Here is a 22,173-nt window from a genome sequence, read left to right on the forward strand (position 1 = left end):
AGAGAGAATTACTTAAAGTATGGACAATTTTACTTTTCCGGTTCAATCCCCTTTCCGCTTACATTCTTTTCGGAATTCATTGGGTGTTTTACCAAACTGCTTCTGAAACTGCTGAATAAAATTGCTTGTAGAGTTTATGCCTACCAGTATACTCACCTCATTCACCTGGCAATCTTCCTGTGAAAGAATAGTTGCCGCACGATTTAAACGAACAAAGCGGATAAACTCTACAGGACTCATATTCACAATTCCTTTCAGTTTCTTGCTGAAGTTTGAATGGCTCATGCACATTTTAGTAGTCAGTACTTCTACATTAAAAGCAGGATCGGATATATTCGCATTCACGATATCTACTACCTGATTCACAAAATTCTCATCAGCCTTATTAATCTCTACCTGACCGATAGGTACCAATGGTTTAGAGCTCTGCAAGCTGATATCCCGGTTTTTATTTATTATTAGGCTCTTTAGTAAAGCCGATAAATAGTTCAGATTAAATGGCTTTTCAATGTATGCATCTGCCCCGGCTTCCAACCCTTGAATCTTTGTACTGACATCATTTTTTGACGTTAACAACACTACCAGTATATGGCTGGTGTTTACTTCCGATTTCAAATTACGGCACAAAGACAATCCATCCATATTAGGCATGATAATATCACTCAATACAATATCCACCTTATTATGCTCTATCACATTCAGAGCCTGTACTCCGTCCGAAGCTGTCAGGATGGTATACTCCTCATATAGCTGTTCTGATAAGAAATCCACCACATCCGGATGATCATCCACGATCAGTAAAGTCACTCTTATACTGTTTCGGTTCAGCTGAATCTGCCCGTTGCTCATTTCAACAGCCTGTACGTTCTCCGTTATTTTCTGACGAACGGGAAGTTTCAGCACAAAACAGTTCAAACCTTCCATCTCCTGATAGGTTAAAGTACCCCGATGTTGTTCCACCAGGCTCCGGCAAAGCGAAAGTCCGATACCTACGCCTATATTCTCCTTACTGTTTTCTGCCCTGACAAAAGGTTCAAAGATTGCCTCATGCATATCTTTTGATACCAGCAAGCCATCGTTTATGATCTCAAGTATCAAAAACTCATCATCACGGCTCACCCGCACAGTAATACGCGTATCACTATACTTGATCGCATTAAAGATTAAGTTATTCATTATCTTATCAACCGCATCCTTATCTGCAATGACACATATATCCGGGGCCACGCGGTCCGCTATCACCTCAAACGTTTTATTCCGTTCCGAAAGCAACACAGAGAACCGCTCTTTCAAAGATTCAATCAGATGCAAAGCTTTAATTTCTGAGAAAATCAACGGCTTATTCATATTTTCGGCAGCCTTAAAGTCCAGTAACTGATTGACCAGATTCAACAGTTGTTCCACATTCTGCTTTATCAATCCCAGGTAACGTTGTACATTCTTCGGGAAAAGTACAGACTCCTGTATTACCAGATCCAACGGGCCGTTAATCAGCGTCAACGGAGTACGTATCTCATGCGTAATATTCGTAAAGAACGCTACTTTCGACTCGTAAAGCTCCTTCTCTTTTTCGATTGTATAGATGAGATTCTTTTCCTCATTTCTACGGGCTATCCTTTTCAGATATGTACGAATCCAATAGAAAAGTAATGAAAGTACTACCAGCACATAGATTACATAAGCCATAGGAGATGCCCACCACGGTGGCAATACATCAATGATCAACACCTTTTCAGTTTCATCCCATACCCCCATGTTATTGGCTCCCTTCACATGAAGCACATATTTTCCGGTAGTAAGTCCAGCATAAGAAATCACATTCTTATCCGTATAAATCCAATCATTGTCTACATTACTCATACGATAAGCATAGCGATTTGCCCCAGGAGAAGCAAAACTCAATGCAACAAAACGGATACTGATATTTCGTTCATCATAGTTAAGTGTGATCTTATAGTCCTTTTCATACTGGTTAATAACATTGGGAAGAAGATTCTTGCCATTCACCAGAAAATCGGTAAAATAGACAGAAGGGATTAAATCATTTCTCACAAACTGCCCCGGATTAAACGAAACCAATCCATGCATCGTTCCCATAAAAATGGTACCTTTATCTGTCATCGCCACTGAGTTATAGTTGAATCTGGAGACACTCAAACCGTCTTTCTTATCAAAAACCTGTACATCCTTAGTATCCGGTTCCAACCGCACAAGTCCGTGATTTGTTCCAAACCAGATATTTCCATGGGCATCTTCCACTGCTCTGTAAACAATATCATCCGGAAGTCCCTCAGCAAGCGAATAAGCTTGAAAAGCCCCGTTCTGAAAACAGCAAATGCCACCACGATCCGTACTGACCCAGATACGTCCTTTACTATCTTCCAAAATACTGCTGACCGAATTCGAACTGATAGACCCAGGTTTACCGTCAGCAAGATATTGCTTCGATTTACGGGAATGGATATTATATTTGTATAATCCATTACCCATCGCCGCAATCCAGATATTCCCCTGGCTATCCTCCATAATATCTTGTATGTAGCCGTTTCCGAATTCTGTTACTCTCTCAAAACGCATCGTCCCTTTCTGCGCCCTGTATACTCCTCCTCCATCACTGATCCAGATGGTACCCGTGTGATCTTCACAAAAGGCATAGATACTTTCTTCTCTCAAGCCCAGTTCAAAACTTGAATAGTGTGTTATCTTCATGGAAGGAGATATAATATCCAACCCATTCTTAAAATAACCAATCCAGATATTCCCGTTGATTTTTCGTATATAAGTGATGGGAGCTGTATGACGTGCACTAATCCTGCTAAACTCCGATGTCTTCTTATCAAAAACCGAACAGCCTTCATCTTCTGTTCCCACCCAAAGTTTCTGCATATCGGCATCCCAATACAAACCATGAATCCACTGGCTTTGTACGCTCTGCGGATGATCATTCGGTATATAAACCGTAAAGTTCCCGGCACTACGACTCTGATAATTCAGCCCTCCGTACAGGGTACCAACCCAGATACCTTTCTCTTTATCAATATACATATCAGTAACTGTATTACAGCTAAGCGAGTGTGAATCAAAAGAATCGTTCCTAAATACAGTACAATTTTCAGTCAACAAATTATAGATATACACCCCATTATTTGTACCGACCCATAGTTCTTCATCCTTTGGCATCATCAAACAGCGGATCATCACATTGTCTACTTCCGGAAAGTCATGCAGAGCCAGAGTCCCTGTCTCCTTATTATACCTCAGTAATCTCCCCTCGTGTAAAGCAACAAATAAAGATTCTTTGCAGGACAGCATTGCATACACTCCTTTCCCCCGGAATACCCCGGTTTCTTCCAGTACTTGTACAAAATCATCTTTCGTTTTGTCATACCGGCAAATTCCCTGGTCAATACATCCAACCCAGACAGCACCCTGTCCGTCCACTGTCAATGACAATGGTCCTCCTTTTTCAAACACAGTGTGCCCTAAATTTGAATAAAGTTTATATGCTTTTGTCTGTACATTCACTTTCAGTATGCCACAAGAAGGTAGAACAATCCACATATTCCCCTCCTTGTCAGCTACGATATTTGAAACCCAGTTATATAGAAAACCTGCGTCCTGAAGATTCAGCCAACGTTCCAGATAAGTAAAAGTCTCCACCACCGGATCATAGATAAAAACACCTTCATCCGTGCCTACCCACAATAGCCGGTTCATGTCTTCACACAAAGCAGCCGTATTGTTATTGCGCTTATTCGCTATCGAGTCATAACAATCCAATACCTTAAACTCACACCCGTCATAGCGGTTCAGTTTATTACGCGTACTGATCCACATATATCCGTAGCTATCCTGCAATATAGCCTTTACTTCACTATGTGACAAACCGTCTTCATTATTCAAACGGGTAAAATGAACCTGTCCCAATAATGACCAAACTGATAGATTAAGAAAAAGGATCAGACACAAAGTTGCTTTCATAGTTACATGTATATGAATGCAAAAATAGCTATTAAGTATCAGAAAATGTCTTTTTCCTGATATAAACACCGAAAAATATAAAATTTCGATACTAAAATATAATATATTCACTAAAAAAGGCACTTACATCCCACAAAATCAAAATCTGATACTTTTTCATTTTTATCGCATATCCATTGCAAAACCGCTCCCTTATATTTGTACCATGAGCAATAACCTTTAATTATTTTAATACTATGCTGAAGATCAAAGAAGGATTCAAAGGTGAACGACTGATAAGTCTTCCCTCATTCGTAATTGAAGAGTTCAAGAACGACGAATTAGGTAAGGAGTTGTATTTCTCCAATATGGGTTATTTTCCAAATGCCGAATATCATTACTGTCGTAGAGAGTCGGGAAACTCTACCGATTACATTCTGATATATTGTGTAAAAGGCGAAGGATGGCTCGAATACAATGGCAAAAAGTCAAAAGTGACAGAAGATCAATTCTTTATTATCCCTCAGGGAACTCCGCACGCTTATGGAAGCAGTAAAGGGAAACCATGGTCTATTTACTGGATTCACTTCAACGGTAAAAAAGCAGGGTATTTCAGCAAAGGATTCGATATACCTCAAGACATGCCTTATAATTCACAGTCGAGATTTAAAAATAAGATAGACATGTTTGAAGAAATATTCGATACATTACAACAAGAAAGCAGCACCGAACAGATGTCATATGCAACCAGTGTATTTTTCCATTTTCTGGGCATCATCAGATGTTCCAATCAGAATAAAAAGGAATCAGAAACCATTAGAGAAAGTAATATCATTGATACTTCCTTAAAATTTATGCGGGAAAATCTGCATAAACATCTTTCCCTAAAAAATATGGCAGAGCATGTAAACCTCTCCGTATCCTATTTCTCCAGAATATTCATAGCCCAGATCGGTACTTCTCCTTCCAAGTATCTGGCACAACTCCGTATGGAGAAAGCCTGCCATTATCTGGAAGAGACAGAAATGAAAGTCAATCAAATCAGCCCATTAGTAGGATTTGATGACCCGCTTTATTTTTCAAGACTATTTACTAATTATCTGAAATTATCTCCCACGCAGTATAGAGAGAATAAGAATAGAACCATATATTTCAGAACTACAGTACAAACATCCCATCATATTATGGCGGTATAGATATTTCGAGTACCGGGTTACGCGGATCTTTATAAAATGTGTAATCCGGTTTGACCATCCACGTTACCAGAATCTTTATTCTAAGACATATCATTCAATCTCACTGGAATCCACCAGAATAAATAAAGAGTTAATATAGCTAATATATTAGTTACTTTACTTGTTACTGTCCATACATTCATATACATTTGTAATCTGGATACTATAATAATAGTCCTCATCCTGGGCTATATCAATAAATCAGTAATTTTATGAAAGCAGCAGATTGGATAGAACATCTTAATTTACGTCGCCACCCGGAGGGAGGGTATTACAGAGAAATTTTCCGAACCGGAAAAATGGTAGATGGCAACAAACCCGCTATGACTTCCATATATTATTTATTAGAGAATAATGAAATATCAGCATTTCATAGACTTTCTTCGCCGGAAGTATGGTACTATCATGCCGGTTACCCATTAATGTTATATGTAATCCACCCTGACGGAAGATTAGTCACTCATTTGATGAATACCGATATTTCAGGTGAACAGCAAGTAGCCATCGAGCCCGGATGTTGGTTTGCCGCTGAACTGCCTTCACATTTCGGATATGCATTGGTTAGTTGTGCGGTTGCTCCTGCCTTTACTTTCGATAATTTCGAGTTAGGTACATTTGATGAATTATCTAAGCTTTTTCCGGAGCACGAAGAGGTACTAAGACGATTGTGTCAATAGTAATGGTTCTACTATTTACGATGATTTTCAAAGTCATACAAATAGGATATATATGTTGTTATTAATAAAAAGCTTCATTAATATATAGTAAGTATCCGATAAACAATGGGTAGTTTATCGGATACTTACAGTTTTTAGCTACTAAGGTTATTAATAACAGTACCCAAAGAGGAGTCATACAAACTATCCTCTTTGGGTGTTTTAGAGATTTCCATCAAATAATATAAATTTGAACAACCCATTTATTGTGGTTCTATCACCTTAACCTACTTTTTTGCAGTTATCTGAAACAATATTTTAATCCAATAACAGCATTTATTTGCAGAATTTTTATGTTCTTTTTGCTTTGCAACATCCATTGACTGTTTTTATTCTTTAGAACAACTCCCAATATACCGGCATCCAGTCCTATTCCCCATTGAGGGGTGAAATAATAATCCAGTCCAACCGTAACATTACCTCCCGCACCTGACAAATTTGCACGCTCGACGCTATTAATATATCTGCTTTTATTACTATATAAGGTATATCCTATCCCTGCTTCATAATGTGCATTAACTCCGCTGAAAAGTGTTTCTTCTTGTCGATAGGAAATTTGTGGAGCCAAGTAAATCAGTAGTATGTCTTCATGTATATTTTGCTCATACACATTTTCTACATGATACTTATCCTTATACCGATAACCGGAAAACAGAATTCCATATCCCCATTCGGCCACATACTCCAGACCTTTACCTTGTATTTCCCAAGCAGCCGGATAAGAGTTTTTATCTCGTTCATCCCATCGTGAAATAGCTTTATAGGGAGAAGCGATACCTGCCGATAAAGAAATGACATGGCTCTTTCCCTTTTTATCCCCAAAGGTTGCCTGTGCTGACAAAGTACCTATATAGAAAAGAAGGCCGATAACACATACAACTCTTGTTTTTATTTTTTGGGCTCCCATAATGCATTACTATTTTCTGCAATAGAAATCGATATACATAATACAGACTTGTTATCAGCTGGAATAGAAGAGCGTTTTATTGTATTTTGGAAATCAATAGTATATGCTCTTACATCAGATGATTTTTCCATGTCAATTATGTCCGTTACATAGTCCTCAAGCATATCCAACTCTTGTTTGTAATAGGGCATAGCCTGTTGGGCGTTTGCAACAAATGCTTCCATAGTGGAAAGCTTTCTTTGATTCTTTATGTAAAGAGTTAGTTCTTCTTGTTGTTTTGCATTTAACCCCTGATACCCTAACTGCACCATTCTAATACTCATTCTTCTTACGAGATCAGACTCCAAATACCGTCCTTCTCTGACATAGGAATCATTAAAAAATTCTTTTGCTATTTTATTATGCAAAACTCCATATTGATCTTCATCAAGTAGCCCGGAAGAACCATAATTTACATCCGGAGATGATTTTATTTCAAATTTTCCTACTTTGTCGATTATTAAATCAATAGTTTTATAACCTTTTGATACGTAGCTAATAGATGACAGTGCAGAACATATTATGCCACCGGTATTTCCTCCCCAATGGCTCTTTCCATAAAGAAATCCTTTAGCATCAATCCAAGCTGTTAAAAACAGATGCGTCCAAAAGTTCTTAATACCTCTTGTTTGTATTGTGTTGTGTTGTAAATTATATTTCTGTCTCAAACTATCAATTTGTTGCTGCAATTCTATATAAGAAATTGCATTTTCACCAAATGAGTATAATTCAGTATTGTATTTTTCCGTTATGGGTTCAATATTTACTTTTTCGCAAGATATAAAAACACATTGCATACTCACAAGGACGATAAGTCCCAATAGATAATTCTTTTTCATAATTTCAATTTTTAATTAATGCTCCATTTGTTTTGAATGTATGTACTTCAATTATTCACTATTCAGCTACTTTACTTAGAGAACAATGAAATATATTTAATCAATAGCTTCAAAATTAAAACATATATACACATTTTAGATCTTCGAAAGCTTGGTTTTAACATTCTTTCACTCGTTAATGCAATTTATTGTAATTCATCTATATTCATATTCTTCTATTCCATGCATGATAACTTCATTTTACTTTTGAATAAAAGTACAAGAAAGAGATAATGGTAAATTAGAAATATCCAGATAAGGATTTTGGTATACATCATGATACTTTCTTATACCCTATCACAGTATACTTTCTCTCTACAAAAAACCTGCTTTCTCCATCTTTCATCTCCAAAGGTAAGACTCAAGAACATCCCCATGTTTTGCAATAAAACATGGGGATGTTCTTGAGTAAAACACCCGGATGTTTTCAACAATAACACCCGGATGTTTTATAATAAGGAATCATACAACAAGCGCACAACACATTATGTAATAAACATTTAAATACTATACACTTAATCATTGCTAATATGTACACTTTAGCGGAGCTATTTCTCCACTCACAAAAGAACCATGAAAGTTCTTTTGTGTATCATTCAAAAGTTGGTATTAGAGAAAGAAAAAACAGAAGATCCGATTGGTGAGACAAATTATAACAACTTTGAATGTTTCCGGGACTTACTTCTCACGATAATAAAAAAAACAATCATTACCACATAATAAAGAATAGAAAAGAAAATAAGCAGAAAAGAAAGAAAAACATTTTCCTCCATAGAACTTAAACCCAGCAAAAGTACATAAAGCACAAAAGGACTGCCGACTTCCATCAACACCCCCTTTAGCCAATGTTCATCTTTAAACGAATTGAGAAAAGAATAGAACTTATAGTTACATCCCCTTTTACTATAAATATCCATCACGATACAAAATATAAGTAATACGGAAGGAATAAATACAAAAATATCTAATCCGTTCTTCCTACAAAAGGATTGGGTATACAATACAACAACAATAAAGAATTCAGATGTGAAACGAATCTCTCCCATATCGGTATGTTTCTACTATTCAAAATGCTAATCTTACTTCCTTACTAAAAATCCAATCAAACAATTCTGCGCTCACCTTATCCTTTATACGACTTTTGCGCATCTTAAAAGCTCCATCAGAAACGATATTCATGCAAAGTATAATGGTTGCCTTGGAATATCCCAACAAAGAAAAAATACAAAATAACAAATCATCATGATTCAATTCATTGCATGTACTTTTTAAATCAAGCATCACATCAACAAATGTTTCATTAATAACCTTACAGGTATCGGCACGTTCTAAGGCGGTCATTTTACAGAGTCTCTCATCTTTTGAACAGTCTATTACCCGTAAACGCTTGCAAGTACCCGTTGTCTGAAACAACCTTACACATAAGGAAAGCTTTTCCTTTCTCAATTTATCAAGGTTCTGCTCATTCTCAGCTTCATCTCCAGCCGTTAGAAATGTATCCGAACGTTTTTGCATCAATTCCCTCTGCAAAGTAATATATTTATTTTTGCGATTCTGTTCTATCCAAATCAGCCAAAACAAAACAATGAATACCATACAAAGAAAGATTAAAACCATTAACCATTCAATGTTTTCTTTTCCTTGTGTGCCTGCGATATGTGTCGAAGAGCAAGAAGTGAAAATGAAGATCAACAAAATTTCCAAAGCGATATATTGTATTAGCTGTCAATATGTATAACAAATATACAACTAATAAATATAATGAAGAAAAAACATAGAGAAAAATATAGATTCCAATTGAGTTCACCTCTACTCAATAATATCAATGAAAATCAAACTCTTTTATTTATCAACTTTAGCTCTTCCGATTCTCCATCTTCGCACATGCAAATATACTCCCATCGAATAATAGACAGCAGATAGAATAAAACAAAATATCGCAAGATTCCTTTGTCGTCCTTCCTGTAAAAGTTCTACTCCTAACAATAAAGTATAAATAAAAACAGGACTACTTATCAAAGATCCGGGATCCCACTTAAATGCTTTCTTAACTACATCATACGAATAATCATCCGATATTTCAATCTCTGACCTTGCTGATCGATGAGTGGTGGTTTTGTAGATACTATAATTATAAATACCTAATAATAGAATAGGAACAAATCCCATTACATTAAAACCAGAGTCAACAACTTCATCAATATAATTTAATAGTAAAAGTACAGTGACCAAGAAATAGTCTTTTATCAGCCTCTCCATAGTTCATTATTTTTTTAGTATCTGAGTTCCGGATGCAAATCAAACCCATTTCCAGAAAAAAAACAAACTATCTTGGTAACAGTAAAGTAACAATATTACTCAAGAAGTAACAGGAAGGTAACAATACACAGATTTTCTTATTATAAATATGAAATATTAATACTACAAAGCAACATAAACAAAACCAATTCCCCTTGGGCGAAATTTAGTTTAAACCAATAAAACGTAAGAAATACTCCGATATAAAATACCGGCATGACAAACAGAATGGATTCATATTGTAAACACAAACGATATTGCAGGTTCTCTTCTGGAACCTGCAATATCTTCACAGTAACCCAACGATTATGCTTCTCATTTTTGAATACACCCAATCATTACTAATACATACACTTCAGCGGTGCTCTTTCTCCACTCACAGAAACAAGATATACTCCTCTTTCCGACAAAGGAATAACCGTATTAGAAAAACCGGTATTCACAGTTCTACCGTCCATAGTATACACAACTACTTTGTGATTATCCATACCACGAACCATTACTCCGGTATCTACCGGAACAACCCTGAAATGATCGGATGATACGATTGACCGAATGCCGGTCGCAACAGATAAACCGGTGGTTGCAAACTTACTACCGGCGTATGACTGATCCAACGTCTGAACACCTACAGTATATCTACCATCGCCGAACACACGCATCCGATAGGAGTTGAGGGCGGAAGAAAGAGAAGTTTGCAAGTCGGTACCTACTTTCAGCCTACCGGTTTCAATATCTACCGGGATCATTGTATATAATTCTCCGGTCGTTTCGTTACGAACATAAATATTGTAACGCAAAGCAACTTCCGACGTTTCCTTATCAGAACCGGGTAGCCAGGAGATAACAAGTTCGTCACCTTCCATCACAGCCGTAACTTTGGATGGCGGTTCGGGAAAAGTATTTCCGGAAAGTCCCACCTTTTGCGGATTATTCTCATAAACACGTAACGGAGCCGTATAATAGGAGGCAGGAGCCTTCTCGTAAGTACCCACATAGCCGCCAACAATTAAGTCCATATTACCATCTCCATTGACGTCACCCATGTTAATACCACCATCCTGATTGACAGGAACCACCGGATAGGATTTATCCATAACAAACTTACCCTCCCGCGTCTGATAATAAATACGGTTTCTAAAACCGGAGCCATCACTGGGCTCTCCATTGATCACCATATCCATCAGCCCATCGCCATTAAAATCGGCAACCAACGGATTGGCACGGCTCACTCCCAGAATATTACTTTCTTTTTCGGATACATACCGATAGATACATTTACCATCTTTATCTACAGTGTTGTAATACAAAGAAGAGAGACAGACCCAACCGTCTCCGTTTCCGGTACTGATGATATCCAATGTACCGTCGCCATTAATATCTGCGAGTGTAGACTGTCCCTGAAAAGCTCCGCGAATATTTGAAGGTGTTTCATCCACAAACGCACCGTCACGTTTATTAATATACGTTTTAAGCGCAGTAGAAGTTTTGTCACTATATCCGGTAAACTCAATATCGAGCCAACCGTCATTATTCAGGTCACCAAACATGACCGATCCATTGGTAGCTGCCTCAAACCCCTGTTGTTCCTGACGAATAAAGGTACCACTTCCACGATCATTAAGATACAGATCAATGCGGCGTCCGTTGTGATAACTCATCACAACTACATCCGTATATCCGTCATGGTTATAATCGCCTACGGATACAGGATTGAAGAATCCTTCATCCTTGTATGGCAAAAAACCCGGAGCAGCAACTTTCTCAAAACGATACCCATTCTCTTCTCCCAGATTCCGGTACAAAGCAACTATCTTAATATCACTACTGACATTCCAGTCTCCTCCCTGCCCCATGATCAGCAAATCAAGATTTCCGTCATTGTTATAATCAAAAAAGACAGCATTCGTATAGGTACTTACAGCCAGATAAGAGTCTTTCTCAAGGGTGAAAGTACCATCACCATTACGCCGGGCGAGGATAGCCAGTTCATCCCAGACATGAGCAACAGCTCCGATGTACGGTAACGTTGCAAGCAAACAAGCAATTAATCTCTTTTTCATAAACCACTCCTTTTATTCTTCTGTTACCAGACCGCCAGGGCCGTCAAATTTATATTCGAACGAATCGAACCAGGCGCTTCCACCCTCTTCCTTTGTATTATATGAATAAAGCCCTACACGAGAACCTTTCCAGTCACGGGAACCTTCCTGGAAGGAATCACCACACTCCAGATAGTTTTGACCATCCAGACTATAAGAGAATTGATGCTTATTATTCAAGGCATCGATCGCCAATTTTACATAAATCACTGGATCACCGCCCTTTTCTACTGTTTTAATCAGCTTTATCTGTCCTTCGTTCTCGTAATAAACAACCGGGGTTAATGTTCCGGCATCCTTCTGCACCAGAACACCTGCTCCACAGAATTTATTACCAATGCACTCCAGCCCCGCACGTTGTCCTTCGGTCATAGCAGAATAATCCATCCGGATAACGGCTTCTCCCTTATACCCCATCGTCTTTTGAGTAAACTGATTACGGGAATCACGCACACTTTCTGCTTTCAATGCTTTGATCTCCAACCATCCCGGACGGGAAGTAAGCGACCAGTTCTCATTTGCCGGATTATGATTGAATTGCCATTGTACAGCCAGCTTGTCAGAAGAAAAATCATCACTGGCCTGCGGTGCATGCGGAGTTACATCACATTTAACAGCAGGCTTTTTGCAGACTTTCACCGGTTCACCAATTCCATTCTTGTCATAGTCCGTGCCGATAACCGGGAAACCATCCTCCCATACCACCGGTTGCAGATGCACCACCCGCCCTTGTGGATCAGCCGACTGGAAATGATAGAACCACCATTCTCCCTCGGGTGTATCTACCAAAGCCCCCTGATGAGGACCATTGACCTTCGTCACTCCCATTTCCAATACACGTTTTGATTCATAAGGTCCATAAATATTTTTAGAACGCATCACCGTTTGCCAACCCGAACTTACACCGCCTTCGGGAATACTGATGTAATAATAACCATCCTTCTTAAAGAGTTTCGTCCCTTCGGCAACAGGACCTTCGTATACTTTCTTGCCATCGTCAAGAAGCCGGGTACCGTCTGCACTCATCTTATGAATATAAATCGGACCGCCACCCAATTGGCTGCGCCCCACATAAGCCTGTCCGTCATCATCCCAAAGCGGACAAGGGTCTTCCCAACCACCGGCACTCTTCACACAATGTAAAGGTGTCCAAGGGCTGGCAGCGTTTGTAGCTGTAGACATAAACAATCCATCGTTTGGCATACATACAAACATCCAGAACTTTCCGTCATGATAGCGTAGCGCAGGTGCCCAACTGCCATCGCCATAGCGCTTCATTTCCGAAAAACCGGGAAGATCGATATGATTGTATATCTGACCAACAATGGTCCAGTTTACCATATCATCCGATTCCAGAACTGGTATACCCATAAAGTGGAATTCGGAACAAATCATATAGTATTTATTCCCCACCCGGATAACGTCCGGATCGGAATAGTCACCATTCAGAATAGGATTGGCAAACGTTCCGTCTCCCAAATCTCCCCAACGCGGATCTATATACCAGCCACTGGAACCTCCCAGATCCTGCCCGCCACAAAACAATCCCATATAACCGCTATTGGTATATGCCCCTAGTACCGGGCGAGCCCGGTGTTCACCCGGAAAAAACTCCTGAATAGATTCATCATCTGTTCCTACTCTTTCAAATGCCGTCATTTGCTGCGCAGTAATAGTGATAAAAGGTAAGCAGCAAAGAACAAGTGACAGAGCAGACCTGCTTTTCTTTAAAGAGAAAATGTTCTTCATAATTTTTAAAGTTGAAATTTGGTTAATAGTTAAAAAGATTTGCGGACAAATGTAGTATTATTGATTATTGAATAAGGGTCTAAATGTATCAATAATTATAACTAATGTAGATATTTTCAGTGTTTAAATATAATATAGAATTCGTTGATAGAGAATAAATTTCACCACAGAGTACACTAAGGGCACAGAGTTATTATATAATTGATTTTAAATAATTAGAACTCTGTGCCCTGTGTATACCCTGTGGTGAATTACCCTATCCTTATTTATTATAAGGAGTTACCGCCAATTTATAAGAACCACCTTGCAACAGTTTCTCATCAAATGAAATTGTTACATTCTTTTTCTCACCTGCCATTAATATAAAATAGTTATCATTCATAATAGCGGGCAAAATACGTTCACCATCCGAAGTGCGATATGCCTGTACATGTACGGCAAAAGCCACACCCTTGGCTGAAGCCGGATTTGTAATTGTAGCCTGAATCTCGGCAACTCCGTCTTTCTTCACCATTTTAGAAGAAACTTTCAGGTCGGCTTTGGGTAAAGAATTCACAGCAGTGAAATCTAAACGGTCATTGCCGCGCCAATAATTATTTTCGGAGAGTACATTCCCGGATTTATCCTTCAAAGTCAAGCGGATAAAATGAACATCACTCAGGCCTTCACTTGGCTGCGTACCACTCAATACATCAAAGCTCCATAACGAATAACCGAACCACCAGCCCAATTCGATACCGAACATACGTACATAGCGGGCATCTACCTCAGGGAATGTAATTTCGTCTACACCACCACGGCCTTCATCCGTTTTATACACTTCTTTCCAATTTTGTGCGTCACTGGAAACCTGTATCTTATAAGCTTTTCCAAAGGAAGCTTCCCAATCCAGACGTACACCACCTACGGGTTGTACACTGCCCAGATCCACATAAATCCATTCATTATCGGCTTTAGCTGCTGCCCAACGGGTATCTTTCTTACCATCCGTAGCATCCGAAGGCTGTCCGTGAGTCACGCTTGATGCATAGGTCGGTTTACCTAAAGAAAGGTTCTTCCGTTCTTTATTGAAATCAATCGTAAAGCACTGTACAGTGGTGTTGCTTGGCGAATTCACCGTAGCCGACTTTGTATATGCTACCACAGGTTTACCATCCAGATTGTATACTTTCACTTCGGCAGTCAGTCCTTCCAGATCACGTGCCGTAGTATTGGCAACCTTTACACCATCCGTTACAGGATTCCAAAGAATATGTATCGGTTCGCAAGCAGATTTTGTACCCCAATAAACACCTGTCGGATCATAATAGTAATCATACGTCTGCCACACCATCGAAGGATAAGCCGACTGTCCCATCCAGGTCATGATACCTGATGCATCTTCCCACATACGATCCAGCCAGCCCTCATACATAGCTTTATTGGATTCAAGGTTTATAAGCTGTGCTTTACGGCAGTAATCCTCAATGCCATCGGGTTTGCCAAAACCTTTCTCGATAGAAGCATCATAACGTTCGGGAGCTGCATTGAAAGCATTCTGACCAAAATAGTGCTTGTTCCACATCTCATCACGTGGCCACCAGTTTTCTTCCGGCATAAACTTCTTAAAGCTTTCAAAAGTAGTCATGGCAGCAGTACCGATCTCTGTACGGAATCCCCAGCCACGTGCCGGATCGCCTTCCAGACCATCAGGATACTTGGTAAAGTAGAAACGTGGTTCAAAAGCTCCCCACGGGCCACTACCCGTCAAGCCCTGTGCATGAGAATTTGCCTGGAAATAACGGTCACCACCATCGAAAGTCTTAATATTCTCGGCCATCCAACCTTCTAACGGCGGTTGCGGATTAGATTCGTTGTCACCACACCATACGGCAATACTCGGGTGATTGCGTACACGCTTAATCTTCTCCATCATGTTATTATTGAACACATTGAGATCATAAGGCAGGTTCGGATTCGAATTAATCCAAAAATCATCCCACAACATAATTCCGTATTTGTCACAGGCTTCATAGAATTCATCATCGGTTACAGAGCCGAGCCAGTTGCGAATCATATTAAAGTTCATCTCTTTGTGCAAACGAATCTTTGTATCATACTCTGCACCACGACAGCGAAGCATATACTCCGACATACCCCAGTTAGCCCCTTTTACAAATACAGGAACGTCATTTATATAAACATGAAAAGTGTTATTCTCCTTATCATATGTATATTTTTTAATACCGAAAGTGACATCTTTTACTTCAGATACTTTTCCGTCTACTTTCACTTCAAAGGTACAAGTATACAAATTAGGCTCTCCGTATCCGTTAGGCCACCACAATTTCGGACTATTAATCATCAACTGCGGATAATAACGCTTATCGAAGCTAACAGTAGAAGTAGTATTTGCAGACAGATCTACCTCTTTCGTAAAGGTAACGTTACCCGGCTTGATGGTCCCTGTAACAATAGCTTTAACCGGTTTGCTTTCATTGTTTTTCACTTCCAGCTGAACAGATAAATCTGCACGGGCACGAGTTGGAAGATCTGTACGTATCCACGGATCAATCAGGGTTACGCCGCCGGTATTACTCAGAAATACTTTATCGGTAATACCCATATTCAATCCCGGAACATATGGCATCCAGTCCCAACCTCCACTCGACAGATAAGTAGGACTACCACAATTGGCCAACGGAGTTTGAGGCATGTGTACCAGTACAGCCAGTACATTCTCTCCTGTTTTATTTACAATATCAGTTACATTAAAACGTCCCCGATGCATAAAACCATCCAAAATGCCCAAGCTGTGTCCGTTCAGATAAACTTCAGCTTTACGGTTCACACCATTAAAGTTAAGCCAGATCAGTTCCTTGTCAAAATCAGCAGGGACTTTAAATTCAGTACGATACCAAAAGCTACGATCATACTTAGCCCGGTCCACCTTATGAATATTATCACCAAAATTAGGATCTTTTTCCAGTCCTGCATTTACATAAGCCGTAAAAGCCGTACCGGGAACTACTGCATCTACCCATGAAGATACATTATAGCCTGCATTGCACAAAGTGTTTGCATCCCCCTTTACTTCAGCCTGCGGCTTCAGTTTCCAATCAACAACGGGCTCACCACTATGTAGAAAAACCTGTTGTGCCTGAGCAGAAAACCCCAAAGTGGATGCCAGCAGCAAAAGTCCGGCTCCTAATGTGTTACTCATCTTTCTTTTCATTTCCATTTTATCGTATTTATAAATAATATCCTCCAAAAAAATCCTGAAAACAACATTACCTTTATATTATAAAAACTATCCATTTTTATATTCTATTAGCTGAGTGCAAAATAAGCAGATAGATAGCAAAAAAGAAATAGATAATCTTACCATCGATATGGATAATCTTACTTTCCAATATCGTTATTTCTGCAAAGGTAAAATTATCCATATCCAGAATAGAATTCTCCATTTCAAATGTGCCAAATGTGCCGTTTCTTTGTAGCAACCAATAAAAGAAGCTAATAGAATTTGTAATAACAATACTGAAAATGAAGAAACACCTTATTTTAACCATCGCTTTATACCTCACCGCGACCTTGCCAATAAAAGCGCAAGAAGAATATACAGTCAGTTCTCCTAACGGAAGTCTGGAACTCAAAATCAGCATGCGGGACACTCTCTCTTATCAGATATTCGCTGACGGCGAAGCCCTTTCGGAAATCTCTCCGATCGCAATGATAGTAGAGAGAAACGGACGTCGGATCACACTGGGAGAGAATCCGGCAGTAGAAAAGTGTTCCCGAAACTCCATCAGTCAGAAAATTCCCATGCATTTAGGCGAAAATGACCAGATTGATGATACTTATAATGAAATGATCCTTGATCTGGGTTCTCTCTATTCCTTGCACTGCCGTGCCTATGATGAAGGGGTGGCATACCGGATAGAAAGTAAAATAAGCGGAAGTATCACCATTCGGAATGAAATAGCAGAATTCAACTTTAAGGATAACCCGCAAGTATGGATTGCGTACGATGAAGACAAACGTACGATGAGTCAATGGGAACTTCCTTACAAACGTGAGTTGAGTGTCAAATCTGTTAAAACAGGAGATTATGGTATCAATCCCTGTTTCTTCCGAAATAATAAGAAAAATATAGGTATCACCGTTATTGAGTCCGATTTAGAAAACTACCCGGGCATGTATCTGCTTAAAAAAGAAGCCGGTAATAAATTGGTAGGCAAATGGGCCGAATATCCTAAAAAAATAAAGAACGATAGTAAATATGATTCACAGGCAGTATTGGAGCGTTATGATTACATTGCCCTGACACCGGGCGTACGTACTTATCCCTGGCGTGGATTCATTATCAGCCGCGATGATTCGGAATTAATGAACAATGACCTGATCTACAAACTGGCAAAGCCCCAGGTAGAAAGGGATTTCTCCTGGATATCGGCCGGCCGGACAGCTTTTGAATGGTTACACGACGGAGAACTTGAAGGAGACCTTGGATTTATCTACGGTCCTTTTGGAGACGGACGTCCGCATACACTTGAATTTTATAAATATTATGTAGACTTTGCCGCGGAAATGGGATTCGAATGGATGACTTGTGATGCCGGCTGGGGAGAAGAATACATCAAAGAGTTATGTACATACGCCAAATCAAAAAATATCAAAATCATGGTATGGAGCTACTTTAACTTCCTGCTGGTTGATGCACCGATGCTTGCCCGTTTCAAAGAATGGGGTATATCGGGGGTGAAAGCCGATTTTATGTCAAGAGATGACCAGGTGGCGTCCGGCTGGATACCTACAATGGCGGAACGCTGCGCCAAATACCAGTTGATGTTATTACTTCACGGTTGCCCGAAACCGGTAGCCTGGCACCGTACTTATCCGAATATCATCAGTTACGAAGCTGTGACAGGCGAAGAAAGTAACAAATGGAACGACAATTGTAATCCATTGTATCACACCGTTATTCCTTTCTTACGCATGCTTGGAGGAGCAATGGATATGACTCCGGGATCTTTACGTAACAAGACCCGGAAAGGATGGACCTGGAAAGGGACAGGTGCTCCTTGGAGTCTGGGTACACGTGCACACCAAATGGCCCAGTACGTAGTATATCATCAGACATTAGGATTCGTAAGCGATGCACCAACAGAATACCGTAAATTCCCCGAAATAATGGAATTTCTAAAACATGTGCCTACTATCTGGAACGAAACCAAACCGCTGCAAGGCAAAATAGGTGAATTTGCTGTCATGGCCCGTAGATCAGATAAGGAATGGTATGTAGGCGGACTAAGCAACTGGACGGAACGGACACTGGATGTCGATTTTTCATTTCTTACTCCCGGAATACCTTATAAAGCTTACATCATAGAAGACGTACCGGAAAAAAATAATGATACATCAAGTACAACAGGAGATGCAACAGCTTGCAAATGCCATACGATTGATGTTACCAGCCAAACCCGGATGAGCTTCAAACTGGCAGAAGGAGGTGGTTTTGTTATGCGCATTTATCCCGATCCCAACTATACAAGCGTCAAAAACACAGCACTCCGGGAAAAGGTGCAAATATGGTACGAGCAAAATAATGAAAGTATCTATGTACAACTCCCGGAACACGAACTAACAGCCGACATTCATCTCTACGATATTACAGGACGTCCGTTCTATCCGGATTATACAAAGAAAGATAATCCGCTCTGCATATCAATAGCGCAACTGTCAAGAGGCTATTACTGTGTGAAGTGTACTACTCCAGACCTCAGTCAGAGTAAACTCATTTACAAAAACTAAATTATTGAGAGAATGAATTTCATCTCCGATAAACGACTTTAATATTAACCATTAAATAGTTACATTATGAAAATTAGAAAATTACTTTCAACAATGGCATTAAGTGCTTTAGTAGCTTCGAATGCATTCGCTACCGAACCTGTAAAAGTAGAATGGGGAGATGTGATCAGACAACCATGGGGAGATCCCAGCGATCCTGAAGGTGCCAATGTCTGTTCCTGGTTTCAATGGGGACAGGACTTATGGTTCGACTACAACAACGATGGTTATCCGGACCGTTTCCTCATTGGTGGTAAACACCAGGATATGGGTCATGCATATCTGTTCAGAAATGAAGAAGGAAGCGAATTTACCAACATACCCGTTAATATTCCTAAGCTCGAAATTGCCGGTGCAGTTGTATTGGATTTCGACAATGATGGTATCATGGATCTTTATGTACAGGGGAAAAAAGTGACTGACAACGGAGAGGGCGGACAAAACAGAGAAAACTATACTGCTATCTGGAGAGGAACAGGAGATCCGGACAATCCTTTTGAGCATGCTGTTCAGCAAGAGATAGACGAACTGGGCATCGGAGAATCCGAAGGACAGCACCGGGGGTACTTCTGCGCAGCCGGCGACTATGACAATGATGGTTGGACAGATCTGTTTATGACAGGATGGGCACGTAAAGATGAGAGTTGGCACGTGATTCTATACAGAAATAACCAAGGTGTTTTCGAAGAAGTACAAAATCCCGTGGGAGAAGACGGAGAAGGAATTGAACCCTTCAAAACAATCACAACCGGTTCCGTTTATCTGAGTGATTTAAATAAAGACGGATATCTGGATCTCATCGTATCCGGTAATGACCAGACTAACGGCTGGGTTGCCACTACCACTATTTACTTTAACAATGGTGACGGCACTTTCCGTGAAACAACTCAGCAGGGCTTTTTCGAAGGTCAAAAGAGCGGTACGACCTTTACTGCAGACGTGAACAATGACGGTTATCCCGACATATTAGAGTTTGGAGATCTCAAGAACAATGATGTGGAAACTTACAATGCTGTAGGAAATATATACATCAATAATGGCGACGGCACTTTTGCTGATCCATTGAAAACTGAAGCTACCAACCTGCTGGCAGCCAGAGCTATGCCCGCCATAGGTGACATCAACAATGATGGTAAGATTGATATTATGATTCAATGTGGATGGTCATCAACAGACGGACAAACCGAAACAGACTATTCCCTCGCTAACTTATATTATAACAATGGAGACAACAGCTTCACCCGTGAATTCCTGAATGATAACACCAACTCTCACGAATCCGATGTGAACTTTATTGATTTCAACCATGATGGTGCGCTCGACTATTCCATCAGTGGATGGGGACCTAAAGAGCCTAACTGGTTCAACCGGTTAGTACCCAATAATTTAACCAGTGATCTTGCTATGAATGAAGCTCCCGGATTTGCAAGCAATTCAGATGTACAGGTTAAACAAGACGGTTCAGATGTTATTATTTTCTGGGGAAACGCAACAGACGATACAACTCCGGCAGAAGCCATCCGTTACAATATATACATTAAAGCTAAAAAAGCAGATGACTTCGGAGTAACTTACACCTATACCTATGCCCCGGCAAGCCTCCAGGCAAATAAAATGTTCGGGACTACAACTTATGATTCTAAAGTTGCAGCTCGTCTGATTAATAGCCATCAGATTCGTATGAAAGGGTTCAATACGACTGATTATGAATTCGCCGTACAACCTGTGGATAATGGCAACCTCGGTGGTAAATTTATCGTAGCGAATATAGCAGGTGGCAGTGGTATCGGAAATACTCAGATGGCAACTGCCAACGTATATGTAAACAATGATACCATTATTATTGAAAGCGACAGTAGTACGGCTTATGCCATTAACACAATTGACGGCAAACAGATCGTTAACGGTATATGTGACAATAAAGCAACCGAAAAAGTAAACCAGGGTATCTATCTGGTAAAAGTAGCCAATACCACTCACAAAGTTTGTGTACTACAATAAAAATTAGCCATGTATGGAAACAACCCGAAAAAGAAATCGTATTTTATTACATTGACAGGAAGCGATCTTTTCTTTTCCAGTTGTTTCTGTCAAATCTTATAAATATCCAATTCGTTTGTCGTAGAGAAAAGCCCTGTTTCTCTACGACAAACGAGTCGTTCCTCGTAGAGTTTCGATGCGTTTCTCGTAGAGAAAAACATCATTCTATAACGTATTGATAAACAACGATTTACAAATCCAAAGAATGTCATATCTATTTACTTTCAAGATTCATCTTTTCTTTGCCAATATCGATTGTTCATAGTCCATAATTATATACAAAACAGTTCTTATACACTTGTTTTTATATCCAGTCACTTTGCCATCTGTCCAGAGTAATACTTCCATAGTAGCTAATAACTATCTAAAAACCGATAAGCCGCACAATGCTTCTCCCAAAATGTGCTATCTTTGCGA

At 39.6% G+C, this 22,173-nt stretch carries 12 protein-coding genes; 4 read left to right on the forward strand and 8 right to left on the reverse strand.

What is annotated here, in order from left to right; translation table 11 throughout:
* Nucleotides 1-42 precede the first annotated feature (42 nt).
* Nucleotides 43-3,981 (reverse strand): hybrid sensor histidine kinase/response regulator transcription factor, encoded by a 3,939-nt coding sequence (locus tag K8P02_RS17255; protein ID WP_044166824.1) that lies wholly within the window; start codon nucleotides 3,979-3,981, stop codon nucleotides 43-45.
* Between the two features lie 236 nt (nucleotides 3,982-4,217).
* Between K8P02_RS17255 and K8P02_RS17260 the strand changes: the two genes are divergently transcribed.
* Together K8P02_RS17260 and K8P02_RS17265 are read left to right on the forward strand one after the other, a co-directional pair.
* The gene (locus K8P02_RS17260; RefSeq protein ID WP_007487593.1) at nucleotides 4,218-5,156 is read left to right on the forward strand and encodes an AraC family transcriptional regulator; all 939 of its coding nucleotides are present in this window, start codon (nucleotides 4,218-4,220) and stop codon (nucleotides 5,154-5,156) included.
* A gap of 251 nt (nucleotides 5,157-5,407) precedes the next feature.
* Entirely contained in the window at nucleotides 5,408-5,872 is a 465-nt protein-coding gene (locus K8P02_RS17265) for a cupin domain-containing protein (protein WP_002558281.1), read from the forward strand.
* A 280-nt stretch (nucleotides 5,873-6,152) separates the two neighbouring features.
* Here the strand turns inward: K8P02_RS17265 and K8P02_RS17270 are convergent, their stop codons facing one another.
* From K8P02_RS17270 to K8P02_RS17300, 7 genes are all read right to left on the reverse strand, one after another.
* Complete coding sequence (locus tag K8P02_RS17270; RefSeq protein WP_002558282.1) at nucleotides 6,153-6,818, reverse strand: hypothetical protein; 666 nt, start codon at nucleotides 6,816-6,818, stop codon at nucleotides 6,153-6,155.
* Nucleotides 6,800-7,696 (reverse strand): hypothetical protein, encoded by an 897-nt coding sequence (locus K8P02_RS17275; protein ID WP_007487596.1) that lies wholly within the window; start codon nucleotides 7,694-7,696, stop codon nucleotides 6,800-6,802. The genes K8P02_RS17270 and K8P02_RS17275 overlap by 19 nt, the downstream gene beginning before the upstream one ends.
* A gap of 1,104 nt (nucleotides 7,697-8,800) precedes the next feature.
* A complete protein-coding gene (locus K8P02_RS17280; RefSeq protein WP_007487598.1) occupies nucleotides 8,801-9,331 on the reverse strand; it encodes a hypothetical protein in 531 nt (176 codons plus the stop codon).
* 246 nt (nucleotides 9,332-9,577) lie between these two features.
* Nucleotides 9,578-9,994, reverse strand: a complete 417-nt coding sequence (locus K8P02_RS17285) for a hypothetical protein (protein ID WP_007482801.1) — start codon at nucleotides 9,992-9,994, stop codon at nucleotides 9,578-9,580.
* A gap of 380 nt (nucleotides 9,995-10,374) precedes the next feature.
* Nucleotides 10,375-12,096 carry an FG-GAP-like repeat-containing protein gene (locus K8P02_RS17290; protein ID WP_007482803.1) on the reverse strand — a complete coding sequence of 574 codons (1,722 nt, stop codon included), beginning with the start codon at nucleotides 12,094-12,096 and terminating at the stop codon, nucleotides 10,375-10,377.
* Nucleotides 12,097-12,108: 12 nt separating this feature from the next.
* The gene (locus K8P02_RS17295) at nucleotides 12,109-13,884 is read right to left on the reverse strand and encodes a glycoside hydrolase family 43 protein (RefSeq protein WP_223381567.1); all 1,776 of its coding nucleotides are present in this window, start codon (nucleotides 13,882-13,884) and stop codon (nucleotides 12,109-12,111) included.
* 262 nt (nucleotides 13,885-14,146) lie between these two features.
* Nucleotides 14,147-17,098 carry a galactose-binding domain-containing protein gene (locus K8P02_RS17300; RefSeq protein WP_044158272.1) on the reverse strand — a complete coding sequence of 984 codons (2,952 nt, stop codon included), beginning with the start codon at nucleotides 17,096-17,098 and terminating at the stop codon, nucleotides 14,147-14,149.
* Nucleotides 17,099-17,409: 311 nt separating this feature from the next.
* Between K8P02_RS17300 and K8P02_RS17305 the strand changes: the two genes are divergently transcribed.
* The gene (locus K8P02_RS17305) at nucleotides 17,410-19,677 is read left to right on the forward strand and encodes a glycoside hydrolase family 97 protein (protein WP_025867508.1); all 2,268 of its coding nucleotides are present in this window, start codon (nucleotides 17,410-17,412) and stop codon (nucleotides 19,675-19,677) included.
* Nucleotides 19,678-19,743: 66 nt separating this feature from the next.
* Nucleotides 19,744-21,717, forward strand: a complete 1,974-nt coding sequence (locus K8P02_RS17310) for an FG-GAP repeat domain-containing protein (protein ID WP_025867509.1) — start codon at nucleotides 19,744-19,746, stop codon at nucleotides 21,715-21,717.
* Nucleotides 21,718-22,173: the final 456 nt, after the last annotated feature.

The organism is Bacteroides nordii (assembly GCF_019930665.1).
Lineage (GTDB): Bacteria > Bacteroidota > Bacteroidia > Bacteroidales > Bacteroidaceae > Bacteroides > Bacteroides nordii.